This is a genomic window from Mycobacterium sp. (genome assembly GCF_035640695.1).
Lineage (GTDB): Bacteria > Actinomycetota > Actinomycetes > Mycobacteriales > Mycobacteriaceae > Mycobacterium.
Genome location: NZ_DASQVQ010000136.1, coordinates 1 through 17,410, shown reverse-complemented (window position 1 = coordinate 17,410; position 17,410 = coordinate 1). Strand labels below are relative to the sequence as shown.

General features: G+C 67.8%; 21 protein-coding genes and 1 pseudogene. 9 read left to right on the top strand and 13 right to left on the bottom strand.

The genetic code is table 11. The features are described from left to right. The first annotated feature begins 19 nt into the window (after positions 1–19). Complete coding sequence (locus VE759_RS15950) at positions 20–391, top strand: hypothetical protein (protein ID WP_324934148.1); 372 nt, start codon at positions 20–22, stop codon at positions 389–391. Positions 392–402: 11 nt separating this feature from the next. Here the strand turns inward: VE759_RS15950 and VE759_RS15945 are convergent, their stop codons facing one another. Next, positions 403–1,368, bottom strand: a complete 966-nt coding sequence (locus VE759_RS15945) for an AraC family transcriptional regulator (protein ID WP_324934146.1) — start codon at positions 1,366–1,368, stop codon at positions 403–405. Positions 1,369–1,383: 15 nt separating this feature from the next. Next, on the bottom strand, positions 1,384–2,037 hold the full coding sequence (locus tag VE759_RS15940; protein ID WP_324934144.1) for a TetR/AcrR family transcriptional regulator: 654 nt from the start codon (positions 2,035–2,037) through the stop codon (positions 1,384–1,386). A gap of 87 nt (positions 2,038–2,124) precedes the next feature. Here VE759_RS15940 and VE759_RS15935 point away from each other — a divergent pair, with 87 nt between their 5' ends. After that, positions 2,125–2,799: a DUF998 domain-containing protein gene (locus VE759_RS15935; protein ID WP_324934142.1), complete on the top strand. Its 675-nt coding sequence runs from the start codon at positions 2,125–2,127 to the stop codon at positions 2,797–2,799. A 75-nt stretch (positions 2,800–2,874) separates the two neighbouring features. Next, the gene (locus VE759_RS15930) at positions 2,875–3,369 is read left to right on the top strand and encodes a DUF1772 domain-containing protein (protein WP_324934141.1); all 495 of its coding nucleotides are present in this window, start codon (positions 2,875–2,877) and stop codon (positions 3,367–3,369) included. Here VE759_RS15930 and VE759_RS15925 read toward each other — a convergent pair. Continuing rightward, entirely contained in the window at positions 3,366–4,283 is a 918-nt protein-coding gene (locus VE759_RS15925) for an RDD family protein (RefSeq protein ID WP_324934139.1), read from the bottom strand. The genes VE759_RS15930 and VE759_RS15925 overlap by 4 nt on opposite strands. A gap of 27 nt (positions 4,284–4,310) precedes the next feature. Here VE759_RS15925 and VE759_RS15920 point away from each other — a divergent pair, with 27 nt between their 5' ends. After that, complete coding sequence (locus VE759_RS15920) at positions 4,311–5,303, top strand: stage II sporulation protein M (RefSeq protein WP_324934137.1); 993 nt, start codon at positions 4,311–4,313, stop codon at positions 5,301–5,303. A gap of 40 nt (positions 5,304–5,343) precedes the next feature. Here the strand turns inward: VE759_RS15920 and VE759_RS15915 are convergent, their stop codons facing one another. Genes VE759_RS15915 through VE759_RS15895 form a run of 5 tightly spaced genes read right to left on the bottom strand, consistent with a single transcriptional unit; the run spans position 5,344 to position 10,814 of the window. After that, the gene (locus VE759_RS15915) at positions 5,344–6,666 is read right to left on the bottom strand and encodes a DUF58 domain-containing protein (RefSeq protein WP_324934135.1); all 1,323 of its coding nucleotides are present in this window, start codon (positions 6,664–6,666) and stop codon (positions 5,344–5,346) included. Further along, the gene (locus VE759_RS15910) at positions 6,666–7,586 is read right to left on the bottom strand and encodes a MoxR family ATPase (protein ID WP_324934133.1); all 921 of its coding nucleotides are present in this window, start codon (positions 7,584–7,586) and stop codon (positions 6,666–6,668) included. Before VE759_RS15910 ends, VE759_RS15915 begins: the two co-directional genes overlap by 1 nt. 47 nt (positions 7,587–7,633) lie before the next feature. After that, the gene (locus tag VE759_RS15905; protein WP_324934131.1) at positions 7,634–8,788 is read right to left on the bottom strand and encodes a DUF4350 domain-containing protein; all 1,155 of its coding nucleotides are present in this window, start codon (positions 8,786–8,788) and stop codon (positions 7,634–7,636) included. Next, positions 8,785–9,438 carry a DUF4129 domain-containing protein gene (locus VE759_RS15900; protein WP_324934129.1) on the bottom strand — a complete coding sequence of 218 codons (654 nt, stop codon included), beginning with the start codon at positions 9,436–9,438 and terminating at the stop codon, positions 8,785–8,787. The genes VE759_RS15905 and VE759_RS15900 overlap by 4 nt, the downstream gene beginning before the upstream one ends. Positions 9,439–9,440: 2 nt before the next feature. After that, entirely contained in the window at positions 9,441–10,814 is a 1,374-nt protein-coding gene (locus VE759_RS15895) for a glycerophosphoryl diester phosphodiesterase membrane domain-containing protein (protein ID WP_324934127.1), read from the bottom strand. Positions 10,815–10,900: 86 nt separating this feature from the next. Here VE759_RS15895 and VE759_RS15890 point away from each other — a divergent pair, with 86 nt between their 5' ends. Together VE759_RS15890 and VE759_RS15885 are read left to right on the top strand one after the other, a co-directional pair. Continuing rightward, on the top strand, positions 10,901–11,365 hold the full coding sequence (locus VE759_RS15890) for a GatB/YqeY domain-containing protein (protein ID WP_324934125.1): 465 nt from the start codon (positions 10,901–10,903) through the stop codon (positions 11,363–11,365). 101 nt (positions 11,366–11,466) lie between these two features. Further along, positions 11,467–12,450, top strand: a complete 984-nt coding sequence (locus tag VE759_RS15885) for an LLM class F420-dependent oxidoreductase (protein ID WP_324934123.1) — start codon at positions 11,467–11,469, stop codon at positions 12,448–12,450. 19 nt (positions 12,451–12,469) lie between these two features. Here VE759_RS15885 and VE759_RS15880 read toward each other — a convergent pair whose 3' ends face one another. Then, positions 12,470–13,153 (bottom strand): phosphodiesterase, encoded by a 684-nt coding sequence (locus VE759_RS15880; RefSeq protein ID WP_324934120.1) that lies wholly within the window; start codon positions 13,151–13,153, stop codon positions 12,470–12,472. A 121-nt stretch (positions 13,154–13,274) separates the two neighbouring features. Between VE759_RS15880 and VE759_RS15875 the strand changes: the two genes are divergently transcribed. Together VE759_RS15875 and VE759_RS15870 are read left to right on the top strand one after the other, a co-directional pair. Then, positions 13,275–13,970 carry a HemK2/MTQ2 family protein methyltransferase gene (locus VE759_RS15875; protein ID WP_324934119.1) on the top strand — a complete coding sequence of 232 codons (696 nt, stop codon included), beginning with the start codon at positions 13,275–13,277 and terminating at the stop codon, positions 13,968–13,970. Continuing rightward, positions 13,967–14,158 carry a CDGSH iron-sulfur domain-containing protein gene (locus tag VE759_RS15870; RefSeq protein WP_324934118.1) on the top strand — a complete coding sequence of 64 codons (192 nt, stop codon included), beginning with the start codon at positions 13,967–13,969 and terminating at the stop codon, positions 14,156–14,158. Before VE759_RS15875 ends, VE759_RS15870 begins: the two co-directional genes overlap by 4 nt. On the opposite strand, the gene VE759_RS15865 is transcribed toward VE759_RS15870, so the two are convergent. From VE759_RS15865 to VE759_RS15855, 3 genes are read right to left on the bottom strand one after another with little or no spacing between them, the layout of a single operon-like run. After that, positions 14,155–15,183 carry an iron-containing redox enzyme family protein gene (locus tag VE759_RS15865; protein ID WP_324934116.1) on the bottom strand — a complete coding sequence of 343 codons (1,029 nt, stop codon included), beginning with the start codon at positions 15,181–15,183 and terminating at the stop codon, positions 14,155–14,157. The genes VE759_RS15870 and VE759_RS15865 overlap by 4 nt on opposite strands. Before the next feature lie 30 nt (positions 15,184–15,213). Continuing rightward, positions 15,214–15,585 (bottom strand): hypothetical protein, encoded by a 372-nt coding sequence (locus VE759_RS15860; RefSeq protein ID WP_324934114.1) that lies wholly within the window; start codon positions 15,583–15,585, stop codon positions 15,214–15,216. Positions 15,586–15,611: 26 nt separating this feature from the next. Further along, entirely contained in the window at positions 15,612–16,373 is a 762-nt protein-coding gene (locus tag VE759_RS15855; RefSeq protein ID WP_324934112.1) for an MBL fold metallo-hydrolase, read from the bottom strand. 641 nt (positions 16,374–17,014) lie between these two features. Between VE759_RS15855 and VE759_RS15850 the strand changes: the two genes are divergently transcribed. Beyond that, positions 17,015–17,173, top strand: a complete 159-nt coding sequence (locus VE759_RS15850; protein ID WP_324934110.1) for a hypothetical protein — start codon at positions 17,015–17,017, stop codon at positions 17,171–17,173. A gap of 104 nt (positions 17,174–17,277) precedes the next feature. Here VE759_RS15850 and VE759_RS22945 read toward each other — a convergent pair. Beyond that, positions 17,278–17,410: pseudogene (locus VE759_RS22945) on the bottom strand (YncE family protein); the annotation flags it as partial.

The following is a 17,410-nucleotide window of genomic DNA, read 5'->3' as shown; positions in this document are numbered from 1 at the left end:
GGCGGTAGCCTAGCCCGCCATGGCGCTGAAATGGCTCGACGAACCGGAGGATCACGACTACCTGGCGGCCGCCGACTATCTAAGCATGGTCGCCGAACCGGAGATCGTCGACAAGACCGTCGCGGCGCTGCGGAAGGCAAAGCCGGTGTACCGCAAGGCGAAGGACATCCTGCGCGCGGCGCGGCTGGCGCTGCTGCCCGCGTCCAACGTCCATGTCGCGAGTGACCTGCGCAAGATCGGCGACGGGCAGAAGCTGTCGCCGATCTTGTTGGTGCGCGGCGACGCGACGCGGTCGCTGGAGATCGCCGACGGATATCACCGCGTGTGCGCCTCGTACCTGACCGACGAGAACACTGACATCCCTTGCCATCTGATCTCGTGGCGGGCGTAACCGGCCCTGCATCAGAGCGCCGACGAGTCCACCGATGCGGTGGGATGACCGGCTCTGGCGCGGTGCTCGTTGGGGCTGACGCCGAAGGCGCGTTTGAACGCGCTGCTCAACGCGAACGGGGTGCTGTAGCCGACCTGCCGGGCCACCGCCGCGATCGTCATTGTCGGGTCGTGCAGCAGATCGGCGGCCAGCGCCAACCGCCACCCGGTGAGGAAGGCGATCGGGGGCTCGCCGACCAGGTCGGCGAAGCGACGCGCGAACACCGCGCGCGAACACCCCACGGCGCCAGCGAGGTTCGCCACCGTCCAGGCGTGAGCGGGGTTGTTGTAGATCAGCCGCAGCGCCGGGCCGACGACGTCGTCGTGCTCGGCATGCCACCACGTCGGCGCGTTGCCTTGGCGGTCGAACCAGGTGCGCAGGACGCCGATCAGTAACAGGTCGAGCAGCCGGTCCAGGTAGGCCTCCTGGCCGGACCCCTCGCGCGCCGCCTCGGCGGCCAGCAGGTCGACCAGCGGCGTGTCCCATTCGCCGGAGCGCACCACCAGCACGGTCGGCAGCGCGTCGAGCAAACGGGCGCTGACCGCACTGCGCCCTTCGTAGGCACAGATCACCGACCTCGTCGCGCCCGATGCGCTGTTGCCCCACGCGCGCACTCCGACGCTCATCTCGAATCGCAGGTCGTCGCCGGTCGGCGTGGTGCAGCGCTGGCCCGGATGGATCACGACCATCGGCGTGGTCGCCGGATCGTCGGCGAAGACGTACCGCTCGGTGCCGCGGGTCAGCGCGATGTCCCCGGTCCCGAGCCAAACGGTGCCGCTGGTGTCGCCGACAATGACCGCGCGACCGTGGGTTTGGCAGATCAGGGTCAGCGGCGCCTCGTCCCGAATACTCATCGACCACGGCGGGTCGAGCGTCAACCGCAGCACGAATGCGCCGCGCGCCCGCACCCCGTCGAGCAGGCCGACAAGTGCGTCCACGTCGGCAGCGTAGCGTTAGCGCGCCACCTCCCGCGGCCGATATGCGGCCAGGAACACCCGTACTCCCGCTCGCGCATAGGAATCGACGTCCACCGTTGCGCGTACCCGCGGGGCGCCCTCGAACAGCGCCTGATCGATGGGTCTACCGACAATCAGGAACGCGAAATGCTCTGCGGCAAGCCGTGGTTCGGGGACTTGCAGCAATCCCTTTCGGTGTAGCCGGCCGAACGCATCGGCGAAGGCATCGAGCGTGCGGGCAGGGGCGTGCCGATAATAGAGCTGCGCCAACTCGGGCAGCCGGCCGGCTTCGCTGATCACCAGCCGACGCAGTTGGACGATGGCATCCTCCAGCACGGTGCGCAGGTACTCGGTCGCGAGCGCGATCAAATGCGCATCGACGTCGGTGGTTTCGACTAGTTCGCCGACGCGTTGCCGGAAGGCGGTGACGCTGGTGTCCAGCGCGTCGGTGACGATCGCGAACAGCAGCTCGCGCTTCTCGCCGAAGTGCTTGTAGACCGTCTGCTTCGACACCGCCGCGCTCGCCGCGACCTGGTCCATGCTCGTCCCTTGGTATCCGTTGCTCAGGAATAGCGCCTGACCGGCGGAGAGGATCGTTTGCCGCTTGCGCTCCGATCGGCTCGGCGGCGCGGGAACGGGCGTTTGGGTCATCGCGTCAGCATAACGCCTGGGAGTACTAGACAGTCTAGTTCTTAGTACTGTACGGTCTAGTTCTCGCTAACACAGGGAGGCATGCTCATGACGACCACCGGCTCCCGGCCGCCGCTCGAGGTGCGCGTTACCAAGTCGCTGCTGGGATACGGGGTGATCGCCGGGCCGATCTACCTGGTCGTGGTGGCGGCCCAGGCGCTCACGCGTAAAGGATTCGATCCGACCCGGCATGCCGCCAGTCAGCTGGCCAATGGTGATCTGGGTTGGATTCAAATCGCGAACTTCGTGGTCACCGGGGCGATGACGGTTGCGGCCGCGGTGGGGGTCCGGCGCGCTCTCCGGCGCGGTCGTGGCGCGACGTGGGGGGCGTGGCTGATCGGCGGCTACGGCGCGGCCTTGATCGCGGCGGCCGCGTTCCGTGCGGATCCGTCGGACGGCTTCCCACCCGGCACACCGGAGGGAATAGGCGAAGTGAGTTGGCACGGTGTGGCTCACTTGGCTTGCGCCGGTGCCGGTTTCGTGTGCCTGGTGGCGACGTGCTTTGTGCTGGCTGCGCGGTTCGCCCGCGACGGGCAGCCGGGTTGGGCCTGGTATTCACGCTTGACCGCGATCGTGTTCGCCGCCAGCTTCGTTGCCATCGGGTCGGGGTCGGGTGGTCGTCCCGGGATTGTCGTGTTCACCGTGGCGGTCGTGCTGGCCTGGGCGTGGCTTAGCGCGATTTCGGTCAAGCTCTACCGTGAGGCGGGTCGGGGCTGCGCCTGACGGGCAGACGACCTCGTATGCAAACGGGACGCTGAACCATGGATCGTCTCGGCGCGCACCGGTTGACTGCCGCTCATGACCATGAGCCCAGTTGTCGTCCTGACCACCATCGCCACGATCAGCAGCGCAGCCATCGGCGGATTGTTCTATGCGTTCTCGACATTTGTGATGCGCGGCCTGGACCGCACCGGCCCGGTCGACGCCATCACCGCGATGCGCGGCATCGACGCTGAGGCGCAAGCGAACCCGCCGTTCCTGTCGGTGTTCGTCGGTTCTGCGTTGCTGGCGGTGGTGGTCGGCATCGTCGCCGTGATCCAGATTCGGCAGCCGGGCAGCGGGTGGCTGGTGGCCGGGGCCGTCTTCGCGGTCATCGGCGTGATCACCACCATCGCGTTCAACGTGCCGCTGAACGACCACCTGGACACCCTTGACCCGGCCGGCCTGTCCGCGGCGGACGCCGCCCGCGAATGGCAGGCCTACTACTCGACCTGGACGGCGTGGAATCACGTCCGCACGATTGCGCCGCTGATCGGCGCAGCGCTGTTTGCGGTCGGACTTCGCTATCGCTAGGTCGGTGGGGCGAATCCGCCGTCGCCGGGCCACGACTGCGGAGGTGCGGCGGGCGCGGGGACGGGCGGGGGTTGGGCCGCGGGCGGCGGAGGTACCCCGGCTGGGGGCGCGGGCGGGTGAGACGGGGGTGGGGGTTGTTGATAGGCCGGCGTGGGCGGTCGATAGGCCGGCGTGGGCGGTCGCAGCCGGGACAACTCGCGCCGGTGCCGCTCGGCCAGCACGGCCGCCAGCACATACTGCGGCGGAGCACCCGGTGGCGGTGGCGGTGAAATCCTCGCCGCGACGTCGGCGGCGATGCGGTAGGCCATCTCGTCGCGCAACCTTGGCTGCAATTCGGGTGCGCGGGTGAGGAATTGGCGTGCCAGCTCGACCTGTTCCGGGCCAAGCGCGGACAGCTGCAGCGTCGACGCCCACCACGCCAGCGACGGCGGCATCACCGGCGGCGGCGCCAGCTTCGGGCCGCGCTCGCTGATCACCACCGTGCCGGCGAACACGTCGCCTATGCGTTTGCCCTTCGAATTCAACAGGCTGCACAACACGGCGGGCCCGCCGAAGAACGTCCAGATCTCGACCACGCCGGCCAGCGCGCGAAACAGCGCCTGCCGGAAGCGTTCCGGGCCGCCGTCGTCGGACACCACGCGCAGGCCCATCGCCAGTTTGCCCAAACTGCGTCCGCGGGTGGCCGTTTCGAAAACGACGGGATACCCCACCATGACCAGCACCGTGAAGATGATGAGAGCCGCGCCTGACAGTGCCGGATCCAGCTGACCCATCGCGGCGGCCCACAGCATCACGCCCACCAGATAGCCGACGGACACGACCGCGACGTCGATCAACGCTCCGACCGCGCGCACCGGCAGCTGCGCGATCTGAACGTCGAGCACCACGGCGTCGCCGGTTACCAGGTCGGGCATACCGCCCGAGGCTATAGGCTTTGCGGGGTGGACGTCGACGCGTTCGTGCTGGCCCACCGCCCCACCTGGGACCGGCTGGAATATCTGACCAAGCACCGCAGGCGTCTAACGGGGCCCGAGGTCGACGAGTTGGTGGATCTGTATCAGCGGGTGTCGACGCACTTGTCGATGGTTCGCTCGGCTGCCGGCGATTCAATGCTGGTGGGCCGGCTGTCCACGCTGGTGGCCCGCGCACGCTCCGCGGTCACGGGCGCGCATTCGCCGCTGTGGAGCGAGTTCGTCCGGTTCTGGACGGTGTCGTTTCCGGTCGTCGCGTACCGGTCCTGGCGGTGGTGGCTCGGCTCGGCTGTGGTGTTCTTCATCGTCACCTTGGTGATCGGCTTCTGGGTCGCGGGATCACCGGAGGTGCAGGCCACAATCGGAACGCCGCGTGAGATCGACCAGTTGGTCAACCACGATTTCTCGTCGTACTACAGCGAGAACCCGGCCGGATCCTTCGCGCTGCAGGTATGGGTGAACAACTCCTGGGTGTCCGCGCAATGCATCGCGTCCGCGATATTGCTCGGCATCCCGATCCCGTACGTGTTGTTTCAGAACGCCGCCAATCTGGGCGTCGCCGCGGGCCTGATGTTTCATGCCGGCAAGGGCGGCATCTTCCTTGGACTCCTCATGCCGCACGGGCTTCTCGAGCTGACCGCGGTGTTCCTGTCGGCGGCGGCCGGGCTGCGGCTGGGTTGGTCGGTGGTCTCGCCCGGACACCGGCCGCGGGCGCAGGTGCTGGCCGAGCAGGGCCGCGCGGTGGTGGCGGTCGCCGTTGGACTGGTTGGGGTACTGCTGGTGTCGGGTCTGATCGAGGCGTTGGTGACACCGTCGCCGCTGCCCACGTTCCTGCGCATCGGCATCGGCGTGCTGGTCGAGGTGTTGTTCTTGGCCTACGTCGTGCATTTCGGCCGCAAGGCCGCCGCCGCGGGCGAGTCCGGCGACGTCGAGAGTGCTCCGGACTTCGTGCCAACTCAGTAACGGCGAGTGTCGGCGCGGCAGCTTGGGGCGAGCGTCGGTGTTACAGCTTGCCGGCGGCCTTCATCGCCAGATAGCGGTCGGCGAGCGCTGGCGCGAAATTCTCGGGCGCGGCGTCGACGACGTCGACGCCGCTGCGCCGTAACCGGGATGCGATGGAGCGCCGCTCATTTCGGGATCGTTCGGCCGCGGCGGCGTCATATACCTGCGCCGCATCGGCGCGGCCGGCGGCCAGCACGTCGACGCGCGGATCGGCGACCGCGGCGACGATCACCTGATGCTTGGCCGACAGCCGCGGCAACACCGGCATCAAGCCCTCATCGAGCGCAGACGCGTTGAGGTCGGTCATCAGCACGACCAGGGCGCGGCGCCGGATGCGGCGCAGCAGCGCGGCCACCATAGCGGACGCGTCGGATTCCACCAGCGCGGGCTCGAGCGGCGCCATCGCGTCGACTAGCTGCGCCAGCAGCTCGGTGCGCGACGCGTGGTAGACACCGGCCCGCGGCACCCGGTCGTGAGCGAGGAAGTCGACGTGGTCACCGGCCCGCGACGCGAGTGCCGCCAGCAGCAGCGCCGCATCCATCGACCAGTCCAGTCGCGGCCACCCGCCGGGATCGGTGGCCGTCGGGTCGACGCCGACGCGGCCCGCCGACGTGCGCCCGGTGTCGAGCACGATGACCACTCGCCGATCGCGTTCCGGCCGCCATGTGCGCACCACGACGTCGGCGCGGCGGGCGGTAGCCCGCCAGTCGATCGAGCGGACGTCGTCGCCCACGACATACTCACGCAAGGAATCGAATTCGGTGCCCTGACCGCGGATCAGCACCGGCAGCTGGCCCTCGATTTCACGCAATTTGGCCAGCCGCGACGGAAGATGCTTGCGCGACAAGAACGGCGGCAACACCCGGACCTGCCACGGCACCCGATGCGAGCTCTGCCGGCCACCGAGGCCAAGCGGCCCGACCGACCGCGCAGTGACGATCGCCGAATGCTGATCGCCGCGGCGGATCGGTCGCAGCCGGGTCACCACGCCGACCTGCTGGCCGGCGCCGATGTCGACGGCATGCGTTCGCGGCCGGGCCATGGCGCTGGGCGCCCACGCGTCGCGCAACCAGCCGCGAAACGGGCGCCGACCGCCGTTGTGCACCTGCAATACGGCGTCGACCGACTGACCCAGCCGCACCGACACGTCGCCGTCGCGGCTGAACCGCAGCATGCGCGGGCCGGCCGCCAGCGCAATGTCGGCCGCCACTAACAACAACAGGACCGCGAGCAGCCCGGCGAAGGCTTTTGCCGGCCACGGCGAAAGCGCGATAGGCAGCACACACAACAAGGCCAGCAGACCGGTGCGGCCGGTGAGGATCACTAGCGCGGCACCGGTACCGACGCGAGAATGCCATCCAGCACGCCGTCGGGAGTTGCCCCTTCGAGCTCGGCCTCCGGGCGCAGGGCGACGCGGTGCCGAAACACCGGACGCGCCATCGCCTTGACGTCGTCGGGCGTGACATAGTTGCGGTCTGACAGCCACGCCCATGACCGTGCGGTGGCGAGCAGCGCGGTGGCGCCGCGAGGGGAGACGCCGAGCTGAAGCGACGGCGATTGCCTTGTGGCGCCGACGATGTCGACGATGTAGCCGAGGACCTCTTCGGCAATCGTCACCTGCCGGACCGCATCACGGGCAGCAAGCAGGTCGTCCGTGGTGGCGACGGGCCGAACGGCCGACAGGTCGCGCGGATCGAAGCCGCGGGCATGGCGATCGAGGATCGCGATCTCCTGATCACGCGGTGGCAACGGCACATTGAGCTTGAGCAGGAAGCGGTCCAGCTGCGCCTCGGGCAGCTGGTAGGTGCCCTCGTACTCGATAGGGTTCTGGGTGGCGGCGACGATGAACGGGTCCGGCAGCGGGCGGCCCTCACCCTCGACGCTGACCTGCCGCTCCTCCATCGCCTCCAGCAGCGCGGCCTGCGTTTTGGGCGGCGTGCGGTTAATCTCGTCGGCCAGCAACAGGTTGGTGAACACCGGGCCGGCGCGGAACTCGAACGCCGCGGTGCGCGCGTCATAGACCAGTGAGCCGGTCACGTCGCCGGGCATGAGGTCGGGCGTGAACTGGACGCGTTTGAACTCCAGCTGCAATGCGGCCGCCATCGCACGCACCAACAGCGTCTTGGCCACACCCGGAACACCTTCCAGCAGGACATGTCCCCGGCACAGCAGCGCGATCACCAGTCCGCTGACGACGGCGTCCTGGCCGACGACGGCCTTGGCGATCTCGGCGCGCAAAGCCATCAGAGCATTGCGCGCGGCCTCCGGTGTTGATGTCGGCGCTGCTTGTGTCACGACTGCGCGACCTGCCTTTCGATGTTGTCGAGTTCTGAGGCGAGATGTGTCAAGTCGTCGTCGGTGGTCGGCGCGGGGCCGTACAAAACGTGTTGCACAAAGTCCGGGCGGGTGCGACTGCGCGCGGCCACGGCGGCGACCACCGCCGACGGGGCGGCGTTGGCGGACAGCCCGAGGCGGGGCAGCATCCGCTGCAGCGCGGCAGTTCGCAGCGCGTCGGCCGCGCGATCGCGGGCGCGACGCGACCGATACAGCCGGCCGCGGCCCTCCACGGTCTCGGATGCGCGCACGATCACCGGTAGCCGCTCGGCCACCAGCGGACCGAGTCGCCGGCCGCGCCACAGCGCCAGCAGCAGTACCACCAGGCAGAGTTGCCAGACGATCCAGCCGACTCGGTCCGGTATCAGATTCAGAATTCCTGAGCCGCCCGATGATTCATTCTCGGCGCGCTGTGGCGCGTACCAGACAAGGCGCGGGCGCTGACCAGCCAGGTTCATCGCCAGCGCGGCGTTGCCCTCGTGCAGCAGGCCGGAGTTCGTCATGAAGTCCGCGGTTCCCACCACCGTGATCGTGTGGTCGCCGTCGCGATAGCGCACGAGCGCGCCGTCGTAGCAACGAGTCAGGGAAACCTGATCGCTCGCCGCCTCGTACGTGTCGCTGAACCCGAACTGCACGCGCCCGGCGCGCACCGCTTCCGGCATCGCGCAATTCGGGTGGTCGCCGATGCTGTTGCCGGAGCCGATGCGGATCTTCGGCGTCAGCGTGGCGCGCGTCGTCGACACCGGTTCGACCACCAGCCGATCACCTGGGGCGTCAACGACACGCCGCAGCAGGTCGTCATTGACCATGTAGTAGGTTTCCGCGACCAATAGCAGCGCGTCGGGCCGCGCGGCCCGCTGCACGTCGGCGACGGTTTGCGCGACCACCACATCGACGCCGCGATCGCGCAGCAATGCCACCAACGCGTGCGCGCCGTCCGAGCCGGTCGATTCGGCGTCCATGCGACCACCTGGCCGGGGCGCGGTCAGGTATGTGGTCAGCGCCGCAACGCAGGCAATGATGATCAGCGCCAACAGCCCCCAGCGCCAGATGCGCCACCGCTCGGACACCGTTGGCGTGACGTCGTGCCGGGTGGGCGCAACGGTTGTCACTGCACGTGCGCCCACGAGTCGGTGACGTTGTTTGACATGGCCGCGAAGGGCGAACCGCCTGGTCGTGACCCAAGCCGCTCATCGACCCGAGCGATCTGGCGGTATTCGGCTTCGGTGCCGGGCCGCTTGCCATAAGTGACATCGTTGAAAGACGTTGCGGCCGTGCTCAAATCCGACGCGAGGTCGGGCCGCAGATGTGCGGCGTCTCGGGCCAGCTCGTTCGCAGTGCGACCGGGCACCGCCGTGAGAACGCCGTCCTCCTCCAACTGGCGCGCGATGGCCCGCAGCCGATGTCGAATCGCTGCCGCCCAATCACCTTGGGCCGCAAAGCGTTGAGCGGTGGCACGGTGCTCGGCTGCACTGAGTTCCGCCGAGCCGAACAGCGGGTAGTCCCCGCCTCGTTTAGTGCGCATGGTGTTGCGAGCGATTCGTATCGCGACCACGACCGCCACCCCCAGAATCGTGACCAGTATCGCGATCGTCAACCAGCCGCCGGGCACCGACGAGCCTTCTACCGTCAACTTATAGAACAAATCGTCGATCCACTCGGTGATCCGTTCCCTGAGCGTCGCTTTCGGGTAGATGGCCTTGGACAGTTCCTGTTGAGCGGCGTCGTGTGCGGCATCGCGATCAATCAACATCATCGGCATGCTCAGGGTTGCCGGGCCAACCAGAGATGGTCGGTCGATTCCGCGGGTTCTGTGGGACCGCCTGCGGCGCCGGTCTGCAGCACCAGATCGAATGCCTCGGCCCTGATTCGGCGGTCGGTGTAGAGCAGCACCACGACCCCCGCGCTCCACGGCGCCGTGATGATCTGACCGATGGTGGTACCGATCGCGGTCAGCACCAAGCCGGTCAGAAATCGTCCGGACGAGGCCGAATTAACCAGCAGCAGTTGCGCTGCCACACCGAACGGGATCGCCACGGCATTGGCGATCACAACGGCGACGACCCCCGCCAGCAGCCGGATCCCGAAGACCCGCCAAAATGAGCCGCGGACCAACGCAAATGAGCGTTTTATCGCCGGCATCATCGGCTGCCGTTCCAGCACGATGGATGCCGGGGCGAACATCAGCATCGTGCCGAGGTAGACCAGCAGCGCGAGGGCGCCGATCACCAGTGGCACGCCGATAATCAACGCGGCCGCGCCGTTGGCGGCGGCGGCGACGAACGCAATGACCAACGCGACCGCGGCGATCAGCACGACGGCGCCGAGAACCTCGAGCACGGTAAGCCCGATGAGCGCAAGCAGCCTGCCGCGCAGCCGCGCCCAGGCCTCGCCGATGGTGATCCGCGAGCCGAACACCGCGCGGCCGACCACTACGGTCAGCATCCCGCTGAGCAGGATTGACGACAGGCCGGTGGCGATCGCCCCTGCCGCGCTGGACAACGAGGACGCGACCAGGGCGGTATTGGAAACCTGTTCGCCGCGCAGCGGGGCCAGTTGTCCGGTCGCGGCAAGGGGTCCGATCTGCAGGATCAGCGCCAGCATTTGGGCGGCGATCACGACGATCGTGGTCAGGCCCAGCGTCGCCTTCGGGTTGGCCCGGATGTAGGCCACCGCGCCGTTGAAGATGTCGCTGAGTGACAACGGCCGTAGCGGGATCACGCCGGGTTTCAGCGCCGGAGGCGGTAGATAACCCGCGTACTGGCCGCCGGGCGGGGGGTAGCCCGGTGGCAGATAGCCGGGTGGTGGATAGCCGGGTGGGGAGTCGCCCGGCGGGGGCGGGTAACCGGGCGGTGGGTAGCTGGGCGGCGGGGCGCCCGGCGGCGGGTAGCCCGGTGGTGGCGGGTAGCCCGGCGGTGGGTATCCGGCCGGGGCTTGGCTCGGCGGCGGATAGCCCCATGGCGGGGCCGGCGGGGGCGGGTATTCCGGAGCTGGGTAGCCGGGTGGCGGGTATCCCGGAGGTGGATAGCCGGGTGGCGGATATCCCGGCGCGGTCGGCGCGTATGCCGGATATCCGTGGGACAACGGCGGCGGTGAGCCGGGTCGACGGCCCCCGTCGTCGTTCGTCATGCGCACCATCCTGGCCATCAACCTGGCAATTCGCAAACATCGCCGGGCTGCGCCGTGAGCACCAAACGTGCAGTCGTGGCGTAGCGTCTGCCGGTATGGCGGAACTCAAGGCCCGGCTGCGCTCCGACCTCACCACCGCGATGAAGTCGCAGGACCGGCTGCGAACCGCGACGTTGCGGATGCTGTTGGCGGCAATCACCAATGAAGAGGTGTCGGGCAAGCAGGCGCGCGAACTGTCCGACGCCGACGTGCTCAAGGTGCTTGCCCGGGAGTCGAAGAAGCGCGGCGAATCGGCCGAGATCTACACCCAGAACGGCCGCGGCGACCTGGCCGCCAACGAACGCGCCGAGGCCCAGGTCATCGACGAGTATCTGCCGACGCCGCTGACCGATGCCGAGTTGGCTGATCTGGTCGACACCGCGATCGCCGAGGTGGCCGAGGACATCGGGGAACGGCCCAGCATGCGCCAGATGGGTCAGGTAATGAAGGCGGCCACGGCGCTGGCTGCCGGCAAGGCCGACGGAGCGCGGATATCCACCGCGGTGAAGGATCGCCTGTAGTCGTTCGGGCCGGTGGTTGCTCGGGGCGGTGGTTGTTCGGGCCGGTGGTCGTTCGGGCCGGTGGTCGTTTCAGCGCTTTTCGCGCGGGTACCCGAATTGACATGACACGGTTCGGATACACCTTGATGACGGAACAGAGCGGGCCTAAAAGCCTTGTGAGCTACGCCGTTTCAGCAGAACAGGTCGGCTTTGACTTCGAAGTTTCCAGTGACCACTATTTCCCGTGGCTGACTTCGCAGGGCCACGCGCCGAACGCATGGACGACGCTCGGGGCGGTGGCGCACGCGACCGAACACGTCGAGCTATTCACGTATGTGACCTGCCCGACGATCCGTTACCACCCGGCGATCGTCGCCCAGCAGGCCGCCACCTTGCAGATTCTCGCCGACGGACGGTTCACGCTCGGTCTCGGTAGCGGGGAAAACCTGAACGAACACGTCGTCGGCCGGGGCTGGCCGACCGTCGAGCGCAGGCACGAGATGCTGCGGGAGGCGATCGAAATCATCCGGCAACTGTTCGGGGGCGGACTCGTCAGCTGGAAGGGTGACTACTTCGAGATCGACGCCGCACGGATCTGGGACGTGCCGGAAACCCCAGTGGCGATCGGCGTGGCGGTGTCGGGAAGCATGTCCGTGGGCACGTTTGCGCCGCTGGGCGACCATCTAATCGCCGTCGAACCCAACAAGGGCATTGTCGACGGCTGGCACCATGCGCGCCAGGCGACCGGGCTGCCCAGCGACTCACGCGTGGTAGGCCAGATACCGATTTGCTGGGACACCGACCGCGACGCGGCCGTGCGAACGGCTCATGACCAGTTCCGCTGGTTCGGCGGTGGCTGGCACGTCAACGCGAACCTGCCGACGACCGCCGCGTTCGAGGGCGCGACCCAATTCGTGCGGCCCGAGGATGTCGCGGAAAGTATTCCGTGCGGGCCGGATTTGGACGCGATTGTCGACGCGGTAAGCGCCTACCGGGAGGCCGGCTTCACAGACATCGCCTTGGTGCAGATCGGCGACGAAAGCCAGGACCGGTTCCTCAAGGAGGCCGCCCACCCCCTGCTCGAAAAGCTCAGGGCGGCAAGATGATCGGCTGACGCCGGTCCGGTCAGTCAGCGTGGCGGCCCTCGCGACTGCGGCCGTAGGCGCGCACGCGCAGGCCGGCGAGCCAGCCGGGGTACAGCTCCACGCCGGGAGCGGTGTGCAGGACCGGATCGAACGAGACGTCCTCGCCGGGTTTCGGGATCAGGACATTGGTCAACGTCAGTTCGGCCAGCGGCTGGAAATCGCCTGTGCCGCAAGCCTGATCGACGTCGAACCGGATGCCGCCCCGGCCGATCTGCTCACGGATGACGTCGAGCGACACGCCGAGGCCCTCGATCTCAGTCGTCATCCGCGCGCGCAGCCACCAGTTCTTGGCCTCGTAGCGCAACGGCATCAAACTCGACATCGTCTGGCCCGTCCACGAGACGACGGGGCGCAGGCCCGCGACGCGGGTGAGCACATTGGATCCGGCGGAGGCCAGCAGGATGTCCCACGGTGTGGCGGCGAACGGCTCGGGCGGAATTCGCACGGCCAGGCCGATGATGTCCGGCAAAGGGCCAGGAGTGCCTGCGCCCTTGGACACCCGGGCGACGACGTCGGACGAGGACGTCAGCGGCAGGCCCTCGTTCGGCGGTGCCATCCGTTCGATCGTCCCATTCGCCAGCACCCCTACGGGGTGAAACACCCTGCGATTGCGCAGGGCCGATCCCCACTGAAGGGGCACGGCGACGATGTCGGAAGCCCTCACCGGCAGCGGATTCCCGCTCGACCGTCGAGGCAAACAGGTTTGACCGGCTACCAACGAGGGCACCCATTGCGCGGTTGCGGCAACAGCCGCGGACAACGACTGTCGAAAGGCTGGGGCCGCATTGACGACCACTTATCCCGATCTGTGCGATGTCATCGTCGCCGACTCCGGTGTTTACCCGCCACAACACGACTCACGACTGCTCATCGACGCGTTGCGGCGCACCGACCTGGCGACCGGTCGGCGCGTGCTTGATCTCTGTACGGGCAGCGGAATCGTCGCGATCGCAGCCGCGCAACTCGGGGCCGCCAGCGTGACCGCCTTCGATATCTGCCCACGGGCGGTGCGGTGTTCGCGCTCCAACGCGGTCGCCACCGGCGTAGACGTCGACGTGCAAATCGGCTCGTTGACCCGCGCGGTGGCCTCCGGGCCGTACGACGTGGTGGTGTCCAACCCGCCCTACGTCCCGGTCGGGCCCGACTCACACGCCGAGGTCATCCCGGAGGACGCCGGGCCGCCGCGGGCCTGGAACGCCGGCGACGACGGGCGCTTGGTGCTGGATCCGCTGTGTGAAGCGGCGCCGGCGCTGCTGGTGGCCGGGGGCACGTTGCTGTTGGTCCAATCGGAGTTCTCGGGTGTACAGCAGTCGCTCGCGTGTTTGCGCTCGGTCGGCCTTGACGCGGACATCATTGCGTGGCAATGGGTTCCGTTCGGACCGGTGTTGTCGGCGCGGGCCACCTGGCTGGAAAGCAGCGGCAGGCTGCGCAGCGGACGCCGGGAGGAGGAACTGGTGGTGATCCGGGCGGACAAGCCATGACATGCCCGCAGCGGCGATTCGTTCGAGTTGTCCCATCGGGGCCGGTGTTGGTGGAAGGACCGGTGCACATCGAGTTGCCCGACGGCAGCACGGTGGATTCAGATCGGTTCATGGTTGCAATCTGCACGTGCCGGCGCAGCAGGTCGTATCCGTTGTGCGACACGAGCCATCGCACGCGGGCGCGCTAGCTGACCGGGCGGAGCAACGACGTCTGGCCGGCCGTCCACCGCGACATCACGTGGTCGGCGAGCCGGTTCTCGACGACGTCGCGGGCTCGGATGCCGAAGACCACGTCGCGGTCCAGCCGTGGTTCGGTAGCGACGAGATCGCCGACCACGTCGGCGCGAACCACCTGTTCGTGCACCGCGTCGGCCTCGACGTGTTCGCGGTAGAAGTGGATGCACGGTTCGGGCGCGCCCATACGCTCGAGCGCCTCGGCAAGCCGGCGCGAACCCGGCGACGAGGTGATCTCGGTCGCGGCGAAGTGGCCGATCGTCGCGCCGCGCATCGAGCGGTGCAGGCCGAACAGTGACATCAGGTTCACGGCGGCGAGCGTCTCGGCGGGCACGTCGTCGAGATATCCGAGGTAATTCGGATTCAGGCCGGCGGCGCCCATCAGATCGGCGTAGAGCTGCTGGTGAATCGCTGCGCCGCGGCCGGCACCGTACTCGTCGAACTCGACCGCGACAAATGATGCCTTGGCCTGCCCGGTGAGCCGGGGAATCACCCAGGCGTGCGGATCGGCCTCCTTGAGGTGATATAGCGAACGGTGCACGAAGTACTCGCGCATCTGTTCCCAGGTGCCCTCGTCGCGCAGGTAGTAGGACGGTCCCGCGCCGTCGACCGGTTCAACCGACAGCGACTCCATCTCAGCCGCCGCCGTTTCGTCGGGCCCGATCTCGCCGACGTCTCGGCGCACCGCGGCCAGGAACGCGGCCTCGAACCGGGCGCGCAGTTGCAGGAGCCGCGGGTGCCATTCCCAACCGGGCTCGACGCCCGCGAAACCGCGATAGTGCAGCTCGTAGCAGGTGTAGAGGGCCAACTGCAGGTCGAGGCCGTACGGGTCGGCGTCGTCGGTTGGCGGGTCCACCGTCGGGTCCAGCTGCCACTGCTGTCGGGACGGAGCAGTGCTCAGCAGGTCGAGAACCGCCACGGACAACGGCCCTCTGGCGCGTGGCAGCGAGGGCTCAACCGAAGTTGACGCGAGGGTCATACCGGTTTGCTACCCAGAACCATGCGGCCGTCAAACTTTGCGCGTGCAAGCGTCGATCAGCGCGTCGGGGTCGGTCACGCTGACCCGTAGGGTGCGCAGCTTGATCGGGAAACCCAGCACGTAGGCCCGCGCTGGCGGGTCGACGGTCAGCTCGACGATTCCCTTCGAGGAGCCGTTGACCAGCCACCGGCCTCGCCAGCCGTGCGCGCCCCAACCGGTCACCATGCCGTGGTACGGCGCGGCGTTGGTAACCGACGACAGCGGGATCTGGGTGCTGAACCCCCAGCCCATCCTCACCTGCAGTATGTCGTCGTCAATCCGCACCGCGCTGTGCTCAGGACCGATACCCAACGGCACCGCGGCTGTCAGAAACCACCGTTCATAGCGCAACTCAATGGGCACGCTTGCGAGCGTAACCCGTGCCGCGCTCATGTCAGATGGTCGTAGTCGCCGCTCGCCCAGGCGGCGTGCCGATCGGCGGATCGGCGCACGCTGCGCTTGCCGGCGGAGTCGATGGCGTTCCCGAAAAGCCCATAGATGCGGTCGAATTCGAGCCCGTCAAGGGTCTGGGCCATGCGGTGGACCACTGCCGCGGACAGCGGTATACGGTTCGGATAGCTGCGCAGAAAGCTGACGGTCTTGCCATCGGGGTTCGGGAAAATCGTGTCTCCTGCCAGCAGCACGCCACGGCCGTGTGCGCCGTCGCGCCAGCATGCGACGGCGCTGCCGGGGAAGTGACCGCCGACCTGCACGACCGTCACCGACGGCAGCAGGTCGAGCGTGCCCGACCACAACGTGATGGCCGGGTCGGGACGCATAACCCAGTCGGCATCCGCGGCATTGACATACACCGGGACGCCGTCGAGCACGCGGCTCCACTGCACCTGGGCGCCGAACATGTGCGGGTGACTCGCTACGATCGCGACCAGATCGCCGTGTTCCGCAACGACTTTCGCGGCGTCGTCGTCGACGAAACCGATCGGGTCCCACAAAACATTTCCCGCCGGAGTGCAGACCAGCTTCGCGTACTGGCCGATGCCGAATGCGGGCACCGCATGCAATTCCACCAGGCCGTCCTCGACGAGGTCTGATTCGACGCGCATGCCCTCGGCGGCCAGTTCGTCCAGCGTCGCCCACTGTTGGCCGGACCGCGGCACCCACTGGCGTTCGTCGGCGCAGATCGCGCACACGTCGGGCGTGCTGTCGTGTTCAACCCCGCAAGTCCGGCACAACCAAAACACGGCCCAGGCTATCCCGCGCCATCCGAGCTGAGACGAATCGGAGTACTCGACTACGCGTGTGGTGCCAGGCACGCCGGCGCGACGCTGTAAGCCATGCGGAGAAGCGGCGGACTCTGAGCTGGTGTTTTCTTTGGTCGGGGTGGCGGGATTTGAACCCACGGCCTCTTCGTCCCGAACCATCCCACCAGCGCGTTTGATCAACAGAGCGGTGTTGGTTGTGTTAGATTCCCGCACACCAGCGCGTTGGCTGCGCTGGTTGTCGTAGGCTCGCTGCGGGCTGACTGCGGACTGGGCCGGTGGATGCCTGGCTGTTCCACCGGAACATTCTCGAGTCGATCCTCGACATCGACGCAGACATCGCCGCCGGAGGACTCTTCGATGAAGAGGACATCCGCGAACCTTGCATCGGTGAGCGCGCAGATCACCAGCGTCGAATGCGGGCAATGACTAGCCCCAGCAGCCCCATCCTGACTGGGAAACGGTGGTGAACGGTTGACAGGTGGGCCGAGTCGCCACGCTTCGCAAAAGTGATCGCGTCACTATTTGCCAGCCGCATCCTGTGAAACGGCCTCGTTCCACCGGGAATCGGTATGAAGAACAAATCACCGATTCGGGATGTGCGCGATGCCATCGCCGTCGTGATCGCCGCCATTGCCATCACCACCGCGCTGCTCTTTCCGACGGCGCCCCCAGTGGCAGGCATTGCGAACGCGCTGGCGATCGCACTGGTTCTGCGCGTTCGTCGTTAGCTGCCATGGATGGTTGCACGGAATGATGGCCGCCGCCGTCGCGAGGATGTAGGACACGATGATGTGTTGAAGTCATGACCACAACATGCGAATTGGCGTCCAGCTCAGCTCGGTTCACGTTCCAGTAGCGCCGGACGTCCGCCGGTGCCCGCCGCGACGGGGTAGTAGCTGCGGTGGGTGGTCGGGTCGACGGCCACCACGTGGGCGTTGTCGGCCAGATGCCCCGAGCCGGTCACC